14 protein-coding genes are annotated in these 16,471 nt (G+C 38.1%); 4 read left to right on the plus strand and 10 right to left on the minus strand.

Annotated features, from left to right (window positions below; translation table 11 throughout):
• Positions 1–73: 73 nt before the first annotated feature.
• Positions 74–2,251, minus strand: coding sequence for an SF1B family DNA helicase RecD2 (recD2, locus tag N773_RS0118970; protein ID WP_024859199.1), 2,178 nt, complete (start codon positions 2,249–2,251; stop codon positions 74–76).
• Positions 2,252–2,268: 17 nt separating this feature from the next.
• A complete protein-coding gene (recD2, locus tag N773_RS0118975) occupies positions 2,269–4,446 on the minus strand; it encodes an SF1B family DNA helicase RecD2 (RefSeq protein ID WP_024859200.1) in 2,178 nt (725 codons plus the stop codon).
• Between the two features lie 199 nt (positions 4,447–4,645).
• Here recD2 (N773_RS0118975) and N773_RS0118980 point away from each other — a divergent pair, with 199 nt between their 5' ends.
• Both N773_RS0118980 and N773_RS0118990 read left to right on the plus strand, forming a co-directional pair.
• Positions 4,646–6,184 (plus strand): IS1182 family transposase, encoded by a 1,539-nt coding sequence (locus tag N773_RS0118980; protein ID WP_043538448.1) that lies wholly within the window; start codon positions 4,646–4,648, stop codon positions 6,182–6,184.
• 391 nt (positions 6,185–6,575) lie between these two features.
• Positions 6,576–7,511, plus strand: a complete 936-nt coding sequence (locus N773_RS0118990; protein WP_024859202.1) for a hypothetical protein — start codon at positions 6,576–6,578, stop codon at positions 7,509–7,511.
• 395 nt (positions 7,512–7,906) lie between these two features.
• On the opposite strand, the gene N773_RS0118995 is transcribed toward N773_RS0118990, so the two are convergent.
• Positions 7,907–8,749: a hypothetical protein gene (locus N773_RS0118995; protein ID WP_024859203.1), complete on the minus strand. Its 843-nt coding sequence runs from the start codon at positions 8,747–8,749 to the stop codon at positions 7,907–7,909.
• Positions 8,750–8,769: 20 nt separating this feature from the next.
• Entirely contained in the window at positions 8,770–9,918 is a 1,149-nt protein-coding gene (locus tag N773_RS0119000; protein WP_024859204.1) for a hypothetical protein, read from the minus strand.
• Between the two features lie 201 nt (positions 9,919–10,119).
• Here N773_RS0119000 and N773_RS0119005 point away from each other — a divergent pair, with 201 nt between their 5' ends.
• Together N773_RS0119005 and N773_RS21645 are read left to right on the plus strand one after the other, a co-directional pair.
• On the plus strand, positions 10,120–10,389 hold the full coding sequence (locus N773_RS0119005) for a hypothetical protein (protein ID WP_423219320.1): 270 nt from the start codon (positions 10,120–10,122) through the stop codon (positions 10,387–10,389).
• Between the two features lie 27 nt (positions 10,390–10,416).
• A complete protein-coding gene (locus tag N773_RS21645) occupies positions 10,417–11,409 on the plus strand; it encodes a sigma-70 family RNA polymerase sigma factor (RefSeq protein ID WP_024859205.1) in 993 nt (330 codons plus the stop codon).
• A 599-nt stretch (positions 11,410–12,008) separates the two neighbouring features.
• Here the strand turns inward: N773_RS21645 and N773_RS21650 are convergent.
• The 6 genes from N773_RS21650 to N773_RS0119045 form a co-directional block, all read right to left on the minus strand.
• A complete protein-coding gene (locus N773_RS21650; protein ID WP_024859207.1) occupies positions 12,009–12,941 on the minus strand; it encodes a hypothetical protein in 933 nt (310 codons plus the stop codon).
• Positions 12,942–12,956: 15 nt separating this feature from the next.
• Positions 12,957–13,286 (minus strand): hypothetical protein, encoded by a 330-nt coding sequence (locus N773_RS0119025; RefSeq protein ID WP_024859208.1) that lies wholly within the window; start codon positions 13,284–13,286, stop codon positions 12,957–12,959.
• Positions 13,287–13,288: 2 nt separating this feature from the next.
• Entirely contained in the window at positions 13,289–13,786 is a 498-nt protein-coding gene (locus N773_RS21655; RefSeq protein WP_080678437.1) for a YqiA/YcfP family alpha/beta fold hydrolase, read from the minus strand.
• 149 nt (positions 13,787–13,935) lie between these two features.
• A complete protein-coding gene (locus N773_RS0119035) occupies positions 13,936–14,748 on the minus strand; it encodes a hypothetical protein (RefSeq protein ID WP_024859210.1) in 813 nt (270 codons plus the stop codon).
• Between the two features lie 90 nt (positions 14,749–14,838).
• A complete protein-coding gene (locus N773_RS0119040; protein WP_024859211.1) occupies positions 14,839–15,342 on the minus strand; it encodes a hypothetical protein in 504 nt (167 codons plus the stop codon).
• Between the two features lie 124 nt (positions 15,343–15,466).
• Positions 15,467–16,435 carry a leucine-rich repeat domain-containing protein gene (locus tag N773_RS0119045; protein ID WP_024859212.1) on the minus strand — a complete coding sequence of 323 codons (969 nt, stop codon included), beginning with the start codon at positions 16,433–16,435 and terminating at the stop codon, positions 15,467–15,469.
• Between the last annotated feature and the right edge of the window lie 36 nt (positions 16,436–16,471).

Raw genomic sequence — 16,471 nt, forward strand, 5'->3', positions numbered from 1 at the left:
TATATCAGAAAATTTAAAAAACAAAAAAAAGAGACCGAAGTGATCTCTTTTAATGATAACTGATTCCTACAAATCATATCCCGTCATATTTGGCGATCTTTTCATTTATAGATGTGTTTCTAATAATGGGTTCAATATTATTGACAGCTCTGTACAACGCCTGTGGGTCAGCTATCAGTATCATTTTATTTTTTGCTCTTGTTACAGCAGTATAGAGCAAGTTACGCTGAAGCATTACATAGTCTGCATTACCGTATGCAGAAATTACCGTCATGTATTCAGAACCCTGGCTCTTGTGTACGGTGATCGCATACGCGATGGTAAGGTTTGTAGACTGGAGTTTATTGTAGGTCTTGCGTCCGCCTACATCCATCATTACATCCATTGATGCATTATCGTTGTCTATGGCATATACTATACCGCAATCGCCGTTTGCAACTCCAAGTTCAGAATCATTTGAAGTCTGCATAACTCTGTCTCCGACTCTGAACTGACCGGGGCCAAAGACTTGCTGCTTTAGTCTTAGTGGATTAACTTTATCGCGTATTATTTTATTAAGCGTATTTGTACAGGTGTCTCCTCTTTGTCTCATAGGAACGATTATCTGCACTCTTTTATAATTACCTCCTGCATTTTTTAGTTCTTCGTAATACTTGGCTAAAACTAATTCCTGCCTTCTGATAGGATCTTTCTCTTTGATAATCTCAAATTCATCGTCTTCTTTGAATTTGCTTGAACCTCGATTGATCGACCTTGCATTCTCCGCAATTGAGCCTTTGAATCGGTGAGTAAAAGTAAGTTTTACCATAGGAACAAGCCCTGAGCTGACAAGATCTCTGAAAAAGTTTCCTGCTCCGATAGATGGAAGCTGATCGATATCTCCGACCAGCACAACGGTGTCTGTTTTCTTTATCAAGTAAAACAGCTTTGCGGCATTTTCTACATCTATCATCGATGTTTCATCAACTATAAACAGCCTGTTCGGTTTGTTATTTATCTCATCGCCAACGATAGCACCTTTGCTGAAAGTGTATTTTGCTATCGTATAGGCTTCAAGTCCTGTACTTTCTGCGAGTTTTCTTGATGCTCTTCCTGTTGGAGCCAGAAGTATAACCCCGAATTTCATTGCAAGCGCTGCCTTAGCAACTGCATTGATAATTGTAGTTTTTCCTGTGCCGGGGCCGCCGGTGATAATGCTGAAATGATTTCTTAAAGATGTTTTTACAGCTTCGACCTGAAGCGGCTCAAACTCAAAATCCGGATTTGTTTCTCTTGAAGTAATTAATTCGATTGTATCATCTACAATATCTTCTCTGTAAGCTCTGTTCCTGTATTTCTTCATAATGCTTATTTTTCTTGCAAGGTCATTTTCAGCGTCATACAGTTCTTTCAGATAGACACGAACGAAGTCGCCATCCTTTTCAAGAATGATCTTTTCCTCCTCGTAAAGACTTTTGATCTCCTTGATTATAACTTTATCAGGTACGTCGATGTTATCTATCAGGCTTCTTATATTATCACCAAGCTCATCAAGCATGATGAAGCAGTGTCCCTGATCATTGCTTATTGTATCAAGCGTGTGGATTATTGCTGCTTTTACTCTTCTTGGATCATTAAGAGCTATTCCGGAAGAAACAGCCAATTCATCAACTGTTTTGAATCCGAATCCTCTTATATCACATATCAGCTGATAAGGATTATCCTGAATGATCTTTTCGGCCTTATCACCATAAGTCTCGTGGATCTTTACGCATTTTTTCTGAGTGATCTGACCTTTAAAAAGATTCATTATGTGCATCATACCACACGTATTAATATATGAATCATGGATCTTTTTTGCCTTTGCTTTTCCGATCTTTGGTATCTCTGTCAATTTTTCAAAGTCATTACTGATTACGTCAATAGCATTATCCCCGAATTTTTCAATTATTGCTTCTGCTATTTTTTTCCCGCAGCCCTCGACGAATCCTGAAGTGAGATACTTAAATAGTGAGCTCTTGTCATTCAGCAGAAGATTAGAGGCAGTTACCTTGAACTGCATTCCGTATTTAGGATGATTGACCCAATCCCCATTGAATTCCATTTCGCACTCTTCTACAGGATTTGGTATATTCCCTACAAACATTATCTGATTTTTTGAAAGTGCAAATCCTGCATTTTTCAGTTCTTCTTTAGGGAGTCCGGAAACTAATATAGATGCCCAATCTCCTCTTACGGCAAAGATCTTGTCTATTTTTCCTTTTATAATCATTTTAATTTTTCTCCTTTTTATTGCAATTCGATACATCTTTCGATTACTATATCATGTAATCTTTCAACCAAGGTCGTATTTCTTTTTCCTACTTCGTTACGTTTAACAGCCATAGAAATTGAACCTTGCTGCTGGACTATGATCACTTTCTTCTTCGCTCTTGTTACCGCTGTATAGAGCAGATTTCTTTTAAGCATTCCCGAATTTGGCAACGCTATGATAGTTATTGGAAATTCAGAACCCTGACTCTTATGGATCGTCATTGCGTAAGCAAGTTTGACGTCATCCAGATTTGATTTACTGAGTCTTATTTCTGTATCCTGTATCTTTACAGTCATTTCTTCCTCTCCTATTTCGGTTATATAGCCTACATCACCATTATAATATCCTTTTTCGGGATTATTTTTTATCATGATGATCTTATCGTGGAACTTAAATTTTCTGTTTCTTCCATAGATCAACTCCGGAACGATCCCCGGGTTTAGCTCTTTTTGAAGTCTGTTATTTATATCAGCAACTCCGCCGTCATTTTTATGTGATGGAGAAAGTATCTGGGCGTAAAAAAGATCATCTGGTTTATGATACTCTTTTATTATATCTACGATTTTGTCTGTTATGTTTTGAGTCTGATAAATTTCAAAGTCACTGTCCTGCCTTAAGCAGTCATGACCATTGTTTATCTCATTTGCGTTTTTTATTATATTGCTGTCCGCAGCCTGTCTGTATGTTTTTATCAGCTTTTCTACCGGGATGGTTTTACTTTTGATCATATCATTCAGTACGTCTCCGGCTCCTACAGACTGGAGCTGATGAATATCACCTACCATAATGACCAATGCTCCGGATTTTACCGCTGAGAAGAACAGCGAAGCAAGCGGACAGTCAAGCATACTTACTTCATCAACGATTATAAAATCCGCATCGATCGGATCATATTCATTTTTACATCTTATATCCGACTCTTTCCCTTCAAAAGGCTTGTATTCAAGGAGCCTGTGGATCGTTGTTGCAGGTCGTCCGGTAGATTCGGTCATTCTCTGTGCAGCTCGTCCTGTCGGAGCGCAAAGTCTGACCTTATTATCGGGATACATTTTTTCGTATGCATCGATTATCCCCTTCACCGTCGTTGTTTTTCCGGTTCCGGGTCCTCCAGTGAGGATACCGATTCCTGTCTTTCTCAGAAGTCTGAAAGCTCCTCTTTGCTCGGGAGCAAATTTGAATCCTGCAATAGATTCGGCGTAATCAGCATATTCTTCATTGTATTTGGTTTTTAATCCCGCGCTCTGCAATCGTATTATTTGTTCAGCTAAATTGTCTTCAGCTTTCTTCAAGTATTTCAGATAGATCTTTGAACCATCATCATCTTTAGCATAAACCACTTCATCAGAGTTTTTTAACGCCATGAGCACTCTGAATCTGTCACTGCCTGAGAATGTGTCAAAATTCAAAACTTTTAAAACATCCGGCAGGAGCTGTGGTTCTTTGATAAATATATTACCTGACATCATCTGCGTTTGAAGATAATTTTCAATATATGCCTTAATTCTTTTTTGATCCTTCATGTCTTTTTGCTGTGAAGAAGCAATAGAATCACAGGATTTAAGTGGAAGCCCTATCTGTAATCCTATTTCATATGGTTCGTCCTTGATTTTTTCAATACCTTCTAGTCCGTAGTTGGAATAAAGCCTGTCCACATGAAGCATTTTAGCTCCATGAATAAAAAGAAATTTCATTATTTCTCTTTTTTCGGACTGATTCTTTATCTGATTTATGATCTGCTGGCTTTTTTCAGCTGTTACTCCGGAGATCATGGATAGTCTAACTGAAGCTCCCGGAAGTTTGATATCATTAAAAAAATCATCAAATTCCGCTATGATCTTTTTTGCTACGATATCATTTATTCCCTTTATGCTTTTCAAAAAATCCAGGGTTATCATATCATCCCAGTTTTTCTCAGTATAATCCATTACACTGAATGTCCATCCATGGTCATTTGATTCCCATGTTCCTGATAATTCCAGTGGGATCTCCGTATTGATCGTAGCTAACACACCTTTGCAGATCACAAATCCTCCTTTCATTTTATCTGCAATATTTGCCGACAGTTGAGGTCTTAGTCTGAATATAGTAAAGCCGCTTTCTATGTCTCTATAAATGTAATTTTGATATTTTCCCATTAATTTTTCGGTTATCATTTTTATGTACCTCCATTTATCAATAAGTATGCTAAAAATATTATAGTCGAAAATTATGGGAGATAAAAAGGGGCTGTTGCAGCCCCAACAAAGAAAAAGACGCCTGACACACCAAAAAGGTAGTGCCAGGCGTCTCATTTTGTGGTATAATGTAATTGCAAATATAACATCAAACCAACGAAAGGATTGTACCACAAAAATGAGAAATTGTCAAGTGCGTCTTAACATGAATTATGAGATCTACATCGAAGAAAGCTCACCTGTCAGAGTATTGAGCAATGTTATAGATGAGATCTATCAAAAAGAAGAATACACGATAGTAAGCAAGTGGAATGGCGCCATACCCGAGGATATCATGATGAAGATACTCATCTACGGCTACATGAACGACTCTTTTTCAAGCCGTAAGATTGAACAGCTCTGCAAAAGGGATATCCATTTCATGTGGCTTCTCGATGGCTTTGGAGCTCCGGATCACAGCACTATCTCAAGATTTCGACAGAAAATGGGAGAACAGATCGATCGTGTGTTTTACGCTGTTGTAAAGTATCTTTTGAATATGAAAGAGATAAGCGGTAAGAACCTGTTCATTGATGGCACCAAGATCGAAGCTAATGCAAACAGATATACATTCGTCTGGAAGAAGTCTGTATCCAAAAACGAACAGAAACTGCGAGTAAAACTGCCTGAGATACTTGATGAGATAAATTATGCTTATGGTGTGAGATTCCCCGAAAATACGCCAGTTTCGGATATGATCGGTACACTTTCTTCACTTATGATAAAATTCGGTATTGAACGAGTTTACGGAAAAGGACATCATAAATCATCATATCAGAAAGCACTTGAAAAGCTGGAAGGATATCGCGATAAAATGGCACAGTATGACTATTACAACAGCCTTTTTGACGGAAGGAACAGCTTTTCAAAGACAGATACCGATGCAACATTCATGCACATGAAGGAAGACCATATGAGAAACGGTCAGCTGAAACCCGGATACAACATACAGGCAGCGGTGGAAGGCGAGTATATTGTAGGTATAGACGTTTCAAGCGAACGGAGCGATGTAAATACGCTGATCCCGTTTCTTGAAAAGCTTAACAGTCTTGAGTTGTTTGTATTGAAAAACATCATCTGTGATGCAGGATATGAGAGCGAGGAGAACTATCTTTATCTCAGATCACATAACATGACCTCATATATAAAACCCGTAAATTATGAGCAGAGCAAAAAGCGGAATTATCGTACAAAATACGGCAGACCCGAGAATATGGAATACCACGAAATGGGCGATATTTTCGTATGCAAAGCCGGCAGGATACTTTGGAGAGTCGGGACTAAACACGAAAAAAGCAAGACGGGATTCGTTTCCGAAAAAGCTATGTACAGATGTGAAAGCTGCGAAGGTTGTCCCTACAAACAGAACTGTACAAAAGCAAAAGGAAACAAGACGCTGTCTATATCGCATAAGTTCAAAGAACTGAGAACAGAAAGCCTGGAAAATATAACGACCGAATTCGGAAAACAGCTCAGAATGAACCGAAGCATACAGGCTGAAGGCGTATTCGGAGTACTGAAACAGGATCATGGCTTCAGAAGATTCCTGTGCAGGGGCAAAAATAACATCAGAACTGAGTTCCTTTTGCTGGGACTTGCATACAACATAAAGAAGCTTTTTGCTAAGATCTCAGAAAACCGACTTGGAATTTCTCTTTTTGAACTGAAATCAGCATAAAACCAGCAGAACATTACACCCCCGAGTCCTCTTTTTTGAAGAGGGCTTGGGGGTGTGCGCACTGAAACAGTTTATTTCACCAGTAAATATGTTTTTTTACTCTGATGTTCGGATATGGTTAGAGGGTGCTGCGATTGCAACACCCCCCTTTTTGCCTTGTATTATTTTTTTGTCATAGCAACATCCCTCTTTCGTGGAAATTGCATTTGTTTTCTTGCTTTTTTGTATACAAAGTGGTATACTATAGATGTATAAAAATGTTAACATAGATGTGTGTTTCGCCGCTGATCTCAATGATTATGTACTTGATTCTTTTTTGCCATGCGGTTTCAAATACGATTTTCTTGACTTTTTTATACCTATGATATATAATGTAAAGGATTGATAGTTTATGAGTAACATAATTACAGATTCATTATTTAAAAATGCTATTGTATTCTTTAATGATGCGATTTATCATTTTAATCGCTGGCTTGAAAATAAAGCATACGCTGATCAGATATTATCCATCGTAAATACACAGATGGCTCTTGAATTAGCGATGAAATATAAAATAGCCGAAACAGTAGATGTGCGCATTATTTTTGAAGCCAAGAGTATCCACGGGCTTTCGATAGATCAAATCTATGACGCCTTCCAAAACAACAAACTAAGAATTAATGAATTTGAGCAATTAAAAAATTATATGAAAAGCAATAAAGAATTAAGCACAACCTTTTCTAGCCATTTTGCATACATGGATAAATTTCAAAACTATAGAAATAAGCTAGTACATCAAAATTATACTTTTACACCAAACGAGATTAATCAAATTGAAAATGACATTATACACATATTCATCTATATCATTGTAGAAATGCTTACTGACATTAGTGCGGGTGAAAAAGACATCATTATCACTGATCTCATCAATAGCACCGAGTATAAGAAGCTTCTTGCAAACTATAATTTCGCAGAAAAATTAAACGAAAAAGCAAAGTCTGATTATGGGAAACTGTATTATTGTCCAATATGCGACATTGGATTACAAACAATGTTGCCTTACAAAAGATGCTACCGTTGTGGTTTGATATATAACTCTAATTCTACGTCTGTGCATGCTTCAAATGCCGTAATGTATGTAAAATGTCATTTTTGTGGCGAAACAATGGTTGCCTTTGACGATTTGAATATTGATGACAATCATGGATTTGCCAGAGGATTGTGTCTTAATTGTGGAAATGATACTATAATATTCAAATGTCCGAAATGCGGTGAATATTATGATACAGAAACATGCGTTTCAGAGTTTTGTACACCAGATAAATGTATTATTTTTGACACATAACTTAATGTATCGAAATCCGCATGTGTATGCTGTACAATTCGGCGACAAAACTACACATTACAATCACAAAATAGCAAAAACGGAATAAATTTATAATCAGATAATATGCCATAGAGCTTTATGCCCTATGGCATTTCTGATATGTCTTAATCAATGGGACAGCACATAAAAACTGCAAGTCAGCCTTTTCTAATGTTATTACAAGATTTTGAATAAGCAACGCTGTTCTATCCTCTGGAAAATTTTTGCTCGTTGACCATAGAGCTGCAGATTAGGCTATACATTCACGGATAAACACACATTCTTATATAACGCAGTTCCCTATGAACTTAGCATAAGTCAAAAGGGAGCCTGTTATGTCAAACTTCGACATTGGCTTCTTCTGTAGATTGGATTTATAGACTCGACTGTTCTTCACCGGCTTTTTTTTCCAGTATATTTTGCAGCTGTTTATTGATCGGAGCTTCATCCGTCATCTTAGTCATAACGATCTTTTCTTCGATAACAGGTAAAAATCGCAGAAGATCACTTTTGTACTGTTCTCTGAGTTCTCCGCCCTCGGGAGAATCAAGCTTCATAAATGCTTGTTCGTAATACTCCATAAGTTTTTCAGGCTGAATCGTTCCGCCGCCGGCATACAGTGAAAGATACTGATTCATTACTCTGTGACGGGCCAGAACTTCCGCTCTTTGAATTGGGCTGTCAAATATAAGATCCTTAAAATCAGGCTTTATAAAGGGATCATTTGTCGGGAAAACCTTTACGGTAAAGCAAGAATGATCTTTGTATTTATCAATAATGCTTTCCCAGAGCTTGACTCTCTTATCTCTTTCTTCCTGCTCAACAACGCTATGGATAGAGAGATCCCGCATGTCTTTGATATCAAGCAGAACCTTGTAATAAATAAAATTATACGTTGCAATTTGAATGTAGATCTCCTTGTTGTATGAAAACATATTCAGTACAACATTGAAATTATATTCTGTATCAAGTCCTTTTGCGATAGCAACAGCTATCTTTTTCTGCAAGAGCTCGGTTGCAGCATCATATATACAGTTTATTTTATCGTTATCATGAAGTCCAACAACGCATTCATCTGTAAGCACTTGGATCTCATGAGAAAGCAGCTCTCTGTAGATCTTTTGTGCTTTATCGTATACAAGACGCTTTACCTGTTCTACTATTTTCTCAGCAGAATCAAAATCTCTGGTGTTTAGTTTGAACCCGTAAAAATTCATAGTTTTGTACCTCTTTCTTTTTATATATTTATTCCGTCAGTGGAATCCAAAAATTTATTGACCGCTGCCTTTACGATATCGTCTTGTCTCCCATTTACATAAATACGGTCATTTGAATTCGCGATCAAAGTCACAAGGTTATCGTTCTCAAAAACACCTATAGCAGGTGCTGTTGTACCGTTTGGCAGTATACCTGCCGACAGGTCGGTAAGTTCTTTTCCGCTGATAAGTTTTATTTTAAATTCATCGACCTGAAGAGTATCATAATCTTCCGTATATCTACTGCTATATTTACGGTATTCCAGTAATCCGTTCTTCAGGTAAAGATTATAGGATATAGTAGCAAGATGATGATTATGATAAATCGGATTGCCTTCATCGAAATTGACTGAAAACAATTCGTGTTCTTTTTTGTAAAAATCGTATTCCTCAATCATTTTTATGGCATCATCACCTTTTATTTGAACAAGTGCAGCTTCATTCAAGTACCTGCACAATGTCTGTTTATCAAAATCAGTATTTCTGATAAGACGTTTAAAATCAGATAGTGACAGGTTTGATTTGATCAAAGCGCTGCAGTATTCTATCTCAAATTGATTCAAGCAGCATTCAATGGCCGTGAAGATATTATCTCCAAGCTCTCCTTCTAGATAAACAGAGACCGTTTTCCGAAAATATGACTCCTGTGTTTTGTTGTTGAAATTCAGAAGTTTTTTATTGTGTATCATTGTCCTGGCAGCATTTATCTCCCCCAGATCAAAAAGGCAATTATAAACTGAAGAATTCTGACAATATATAGGGTGAAGATATAATTCGGATGCAGTAAAATCCTGAATTAAATTCCTTTCGTAAGGAAGATCGGCAAGCAGAAGAATACAAACATCATCTTCACGATAAAAATACAGTTCAGGCAAAATTTCTATCAGAGTAAGATAGTCGTTTTCGGTGTATTTCTTTTCATTTCCGTTATCATAAATTATAAGATTGGATTGGATTTCATAAAACTCTTCGGTATCATACATCTCATCATTACAATCTATTTTTGCATAACGAACATCGTTTTCAAAAAGAGGGATTGTGTGACCGCATTTACATATTGGGAATCTATCCTCTCGGCATTCAAAACTGTTGCCGCAATTAACGCAAAATGTCTTTAATATCTTTGGCAAAGCGTGACATCTCCTTTATTACTGTATATATATAATTATTATAGCAGAATATTTTCTAAAAAAGAAAAAATCTGCTGTGTTTTTTTTAGTACTAAATTACCACTTTAAGTATATAGAAAAATTTTTTTACCAATCCTATTGCAACCTAAAAAATTATATGATATAATTTAGTTGTCGAAAGAAAGAAAAATATATCCGGAGGTGGGATTTTTGTTTGATGATAATATTGCTGATGCTTTAACGGTTTATGCATTAACGCATGATCTAAAAAATAAAAACACGATAGATATTTTTAATCAGCTTGTTGTTACGACAAAAGTTAATATCCCCGGCGACCAGGTTTTGTCTGTACTTGAGTACATCGAAGCCGCGAAGAATAAAATCGAGCTATCATCATACATTCTTCTCGCGGAATTAGGCGGCATGATTCCAAGAGCGCTCGATTATTTAAAAGTCAAAAAAGCCGAGTAGACAAAGAACCATAAGGAGAGTATAATTATGATCACAAGAGAAGAGATAATAGAACTTACGAACGAAGATATCGTCAGGATCTATCAGGATCTTGAATCACAATTCACTAAGCGTGAAAAGGAACTTGCAGCTACTGTGCTCATCGAAAAGAACATCGGTCTGATAACTTCGACTTTAAAGCACTTTACCACAAACAAGAGGACTAGTTGGGACGAACTTATGCAGGCCGGTCGATACGGTATATTCTATGCTGCAAAAAGATATAAATTCAATGAAGGTACTCAGTTCCATACCTTCGCTGTGTCGCAGATCAAAGCTGCAATACTCGATGAGCTTAACAAAGCAACATCTAACTCGTCGAATCACTACATGATCAACGAAAAAAAGATAAAGATGGCCATAGCCGATATTCAGGCCATTAAAGGAGCTAATTATTATCCTAACGCTGATGAGATAAGATCCTGCATTCTGGCAAACCGAGGTGAAGATATACCTACAACCACCATTGAAAGATGCATGGTTGGCTCTCGTCAAAACGAGGCTCAGTCTCTTGATGATGACAATTTTAATCACTCTATTCCTGACTTGACAGCAACTTGCGAGGAGATTGTTGATCAGCAATATATGAAATCCGACGTTGAAAAGGCTCTTGACAGACTCCCTCCTGCTGAAAGATTTGTACTTATGCATAAGCATGGATTTGTCAACGGTATAGAGTACAGCGACAGTCAGATCGCAAATCTTATGAACCAGCAAGCAATGTTCATAAAGATGAATAAAGGTAAAAAGATCTCCAATTTCATAGTAGGTAAATATGCAAAGAACGGAGAACTCCTTATTTCCAGAGATGCTAAGCTGCAGGTTTATGGACAGAAAGTTTCTGCACTTGCAAAAGTTAAAGAGGAATGGAATATGGAAACGATATCGACAAAGGCTGCATGTGACTTCTGTGATGAGATCGGTGACAGTATCCTTCGTGACTTTTTCGATAGAAAAGAGTCAATGGATGACGTCGTATAAATCAAAACCCGTAACAAAGGGGCTGTTGTAGCCCCAACAAAGAAAAAGAGCCTGACTGAATGTCAAGCTCTTTTTTTGGTGGAATAATATAATTAAAAAAACATTAAACCATATTCATGACATAACGTGCTGCAAAAAATACTAATAACAGCATTATTATGAATCCTATTAGTACAAGTATGGAACTAAGAACCGGACGAGTAGAGAACTTTTCTTTTATGTCTTTACGCTTGATAACTGTACTTGTAGTAATTATTATTACAGCAATTGGCGGCATTATTGATTTCAAAATGTCCATATATTTTACCTTTCTTTTACTGAGGATCTACACCGTATGAAACTGGTGTCAACTAAAGGATCGTACCACAAAAATGAGAAATTGTCAAGTGCGTCTTAACATGAATTATGAGATCTACATCGAAGAAAGCTCACCTGTCAGAGTATTGAGCAATGTTATAGATGAGATCTATCAAAAAGAAGAATACACGATAGTAAGCAAGTGGAATGGCACCATTATTATAAAGCACCGATACACGATCTTAGGGAATGTCCGTATTAGTATGAAAATACCCACAACAGCATTTGAGATATATCATAATTCACCTTGGATCGATCTTTTCCAACGCCTCAAACAGCTTATTGAACACCAGCTGATTAGGGAACCGCGCATAATCCGCAAACACTGTTATGCCAGTATGATAGAAATGTTCCAGAATAGCCGCAGCACAGCCTGCGCTTCGGCTTTGACCATATTCGCACTGGCAGACGATATCACGCCCGCAATCAAAGGCTTTTTTGACAAACGCCGCCATGTCATCGGCTTCGGAAAAATAGCTCTCAAAAGTATACCCCTTATCGCCAAGCACATCGATATCCAGATCGTCAAGTTCGCTGTAAAACACCATATCACATACAGCGCTGTAATCGAGATGGCTGTAATTCTTGTTGATGTGCTTAATGGCAGGATCGTAAAAACTTATCACTGCGGTATTGGTCGGGAACCGCTTTTCTGCAATCATTTTCTCGGCTTGTTCACGGGAATAGATATATACTTTCATCTGAGCTTTATTTCCTTTCAGTTCTCGTTTCTTTTGAATCAGCGCCTGTAAAACTTCGGCGAATATCATCTGGTTCGGAAAATATTTGCTGTCCTCAAATATGGTTTTGCCTGAAGAATAAAAATGCTCCAGTATCGCAGCGGCACAGCCTGCGCTTCTGCTTTGCCCGAAATCGCACTGGCAGATAATGTTTTTATCCTGATCAAATGCGGCATAGATAAAGTCTGCAAGTTCGGAAATATCTTCTACCAGCCTGACTTCAGCGGGTGACATATTTTCAAAACTATCCCAATCGATATCGGGGGCTTCAACATAGAAAACTTCTGCATTTATGCGGCTGAAATCTACACGGCTGTAACCATCGGGTGCATATTCCTGAGGGTCGTAAAAGCTTATAACATCGCTGTTTTCGGGAAATCTGCCCTCAGTGATAAGGTCTTCTGCCTGACGTCTGGAAAGTATAGTCACGTTCATAATATCCTCCTCATTTCACCTGTCGAGACAGCACATATAATGTTTGCTCTGGTCGTATCTGATAACGGCATCGCCCGATATCTCAAAGGCTGACTTTATCACGGTAAGACGATCTTCGCCGATATGCACGCTCATATAGATCACAGCTTTGCCTTTGTTTGAAATGTCAACTCTGCCCCGCGGGTAATAGTCAAAAAGCTTTCTACAGCCCTTGGGTCGGATTATTTCCCACAGTTTTTGATGATTGTAAGTGTCCCCCGACTTTGCTGTGCCCTCGGGGTATTTTCCGTCAAAGGGGAAAGTCAGCAGTTCGCCGTTTATCAGCCAGAACACTCCTTTTTTCAAGGTTATTTGATCACCTCACTGAAATATTCAATCAGAGGAAGCGTAGCACCCGAATGTTTGCCGCCCTCGATGATGCGAAAACGGGGATTATCCAGAAGATCTTTTGTAAATTCGTGATCTCCCAGCACCTCATCCTGCGAACCTACGATACAGCTGACGTTCTCGCTTCTGATCTTGGAAAGCTCACCAAACAGCGCTATCAGGGACTTGATATGCTCGGGAAAGGTCAGAAAAGGCATGAGGAACGGGTTCACCGTTATCACGGGGCGATCAAGTTCCGCAGACAGCACAGCTGCATAAAACCCACCCATACTTGTGCCGACAATGATATCGGGCTGCTCGTCATCGGCGAGCCTGCTAAGCCTGCCCATGATATCGTCGGGCGACTCGTTTTCATAGTCAAAAGCGGGTGAGATGATCTCGTGACCAAGTTTTGCAAGCGCCTTATAAGCGCTGTTCTCGGGGCTTCCGTTGTAGCCGTGGATATTAAGTATACGCATGATTTTTGCTCCTTTCGGGTAAAAAAATACCGAAGCATTTTCGGCTTCGGTATATATTATAGCATATGGGATGGGGATAAAAACGGATATGTATAAAAGGGTGAAAAAATATCCCCGACGGTGTGGGTCGGGGATAAAGTGATTATTCATTAGATTTTTTTCTTTAATTCTGAGATAAACTCTTCTAAGCTACCTTCCCATTTTATATTTCTATTACCATAAAAATCACCACTGCCAATTAACCAAAGTATTCTATCAATCTTAAAAGCCGATGCTGTTTTATCATACTTCTTTGAATCTTCGGCTATAGCTACTAATGTTTTAAAAACAGCATTATCTGATTTACCACAAAGCCCAAGTGAAGATAAGCAATTCCTAATCTGAATATCTGGTTTACAAAAATCTAGCATACCAATATCTTTTAGCCAATTAGCAGAAAGAGCAAACCCCCAACCCGTTTTTGTTTTAATGATATGCGATTTGGCAGAGATTTCTTTTATCAGTTTAATCTTTTCTTCTGGAGTTTTAAATTGATCGAAATATTTATACATTTCTTTAGCATCTTTGAACTGATTAAGATACTGTGCCATTCCACAAATACAATTAGCATAGCTAAGCCAGACATCTTTGGTAAATTGTCTATCATCTAAAGAAATATTTTCTATAAAAGCCGAATAAAGCTTGTGTGGATCACCTTTGAATGTATTGATAACATAGGATAATTTATAATTACCAACAACCTTTTCAATATCGTTCCAACGTTCTTTATATTTTATATTTCGAGCTTTTGGTTTGTGCCAATCTTCAGCAGAAGATATAACAACACCGAACGCTTCGTTTAATTCCTTTTTCCTAGGATTTACAAAGTATTCTTCAAGTACACTTTCTGTTAATCCTATTGCATGTTGATACAAATAATTGGTTGCTTCCATATAAATAGTATAGCTTCTCCTATCATTCATAAAACAGCTCTCCAATCAATACAACAAATTCCAGCCTCATTTCTGTACTTTCACTATAATATCTCTTTTTGTAAATACTGTATTGCTCATTTACTTTTTCAGTAATACATCAAGATACTCACTGAGATGCTTCATTTCTGTTAACACTTCATCCCTGCAATAATCAGTTAATTCTTTGCGAAATGTAGTTTCATGACTTGATTCACAGAGCCACTGTATCAGTTTTTTATCGGTAGGCGCCGGTGATCCGTTTTCATCTGCCCAGATATATCCGGGATAGTCTTTGCCTTTTTCAATAATCTCATGTTCAAATTTTTTCCGTTTCGGGAAATCTTTATTATTTATACCGAACCAGATACCGATAAACAACCTGTTATTACATACAAGCAGTTCCAGACAAGACTGATTATACCAATGATCTGTCAACCAGTTTGCATCTTTTGCACGCCAGTAGCGGAGAGTGAAAAAGTCACTTTCAGGTTTGATATTTGAAATGAGGTTCCCAGGATTACGATGTTGTTCAAAGTGAATATCAGCCATATCAGCTTTTATATCATTGTGAACACTTATGAGAAAATCACGATCATATTTCATAAACTTATCCTCCGTTCAATAAAGAATAATGTCACAGCACCATCGCTGTAACCTTATTATACCACATTCACAAACAAAAGTCAATGTAAATAAACAAATTCAAATATATAACAAATTTTAAATATCAAAACCTCTCCGCCTTAAAAAAATCAATGGAATCCTTATCTTCGTAGGTCACTTTTGCTGAGCAGTATCTGAAAGCATCGTTCAGGATACGTTTCACGCTTGCAGGCACATGGATGGTTTTCACCTTGCGGCAGCCAATAAATCCACCGAATGAATGCTCATCACCTATCTGCGTGACGCTTTCGGGAATGATGATATCACCGCTTTTTTCCACGGGGCATCTCAGCAGGATAGTCTTTTCATTATTGTAAAGAATGCCGTCACTGCTGGTGTAGTGCTGGTTGAACAGGTCAACTTCAAACTCTTCCAGAGCAGGCGCACTTAATGAAAGATCGTCGAAATCTTCCACATCTTTTCCAATGGTGATCTTTTTCAGCGATGTACAGCCGTTAAAAACCTGCGTATATAATGAAGTAACTCCCGCGGGAATGGTTATCTCTTCCAGAGCAGTACAAAACATGAACATATCGTCGTTGATAGAAAAGGGCATATATTTCGGGAACACTACCTTTTTTAACGAAGAACACTCAGTAAAGGCACCGGGACAGATCAGCTTTACCGAAGACGGAATGACGATCTCCTCGATGTTATAGCATCCGGCGAAAGCGTCATCCAGTATATCGATCACCGTATCGGGTATCACGAATCGTTTCGTATCGATAGCGTTCGGACAGCGTATCAGCGCGGTCATGTCCCTGCTGTACAGAACGCCATTCACGCTTACATAGTTGGGATTATCTTCGTTTGCAGTTATCTCAACAAGCTCGTCGCAATTCCACAGACCAAAATTAATTTCGCCTTCTTCCCAGGGGTAGAGGCTGTTGGGGATATGAATGGAAGTAAGTTCGTCACGATCATCGAAAGCATGATACCTGATGTCCTTAACGCCCTCGGGAATGACCGCCCTTGTAACGCCTTCTTCTTTGGTGTACTTTTCGAGGAAATCTCCGTTGATAATAAATCCCATATGTGCGCTCCTTTCAATGATAAAAAATATACCGAA

Origin of the sequence: Ruminococcus albus AD2013, assembly GCF_000526775.1 — a bacterium.
In the GTDB taxonomy this organism is placed as follows: Bacteria; Bacillota; Clostridia; order Oscillospirales; family Ruminococcaceae; genus Hominimerdicola; species Hominimerdicola alba_A.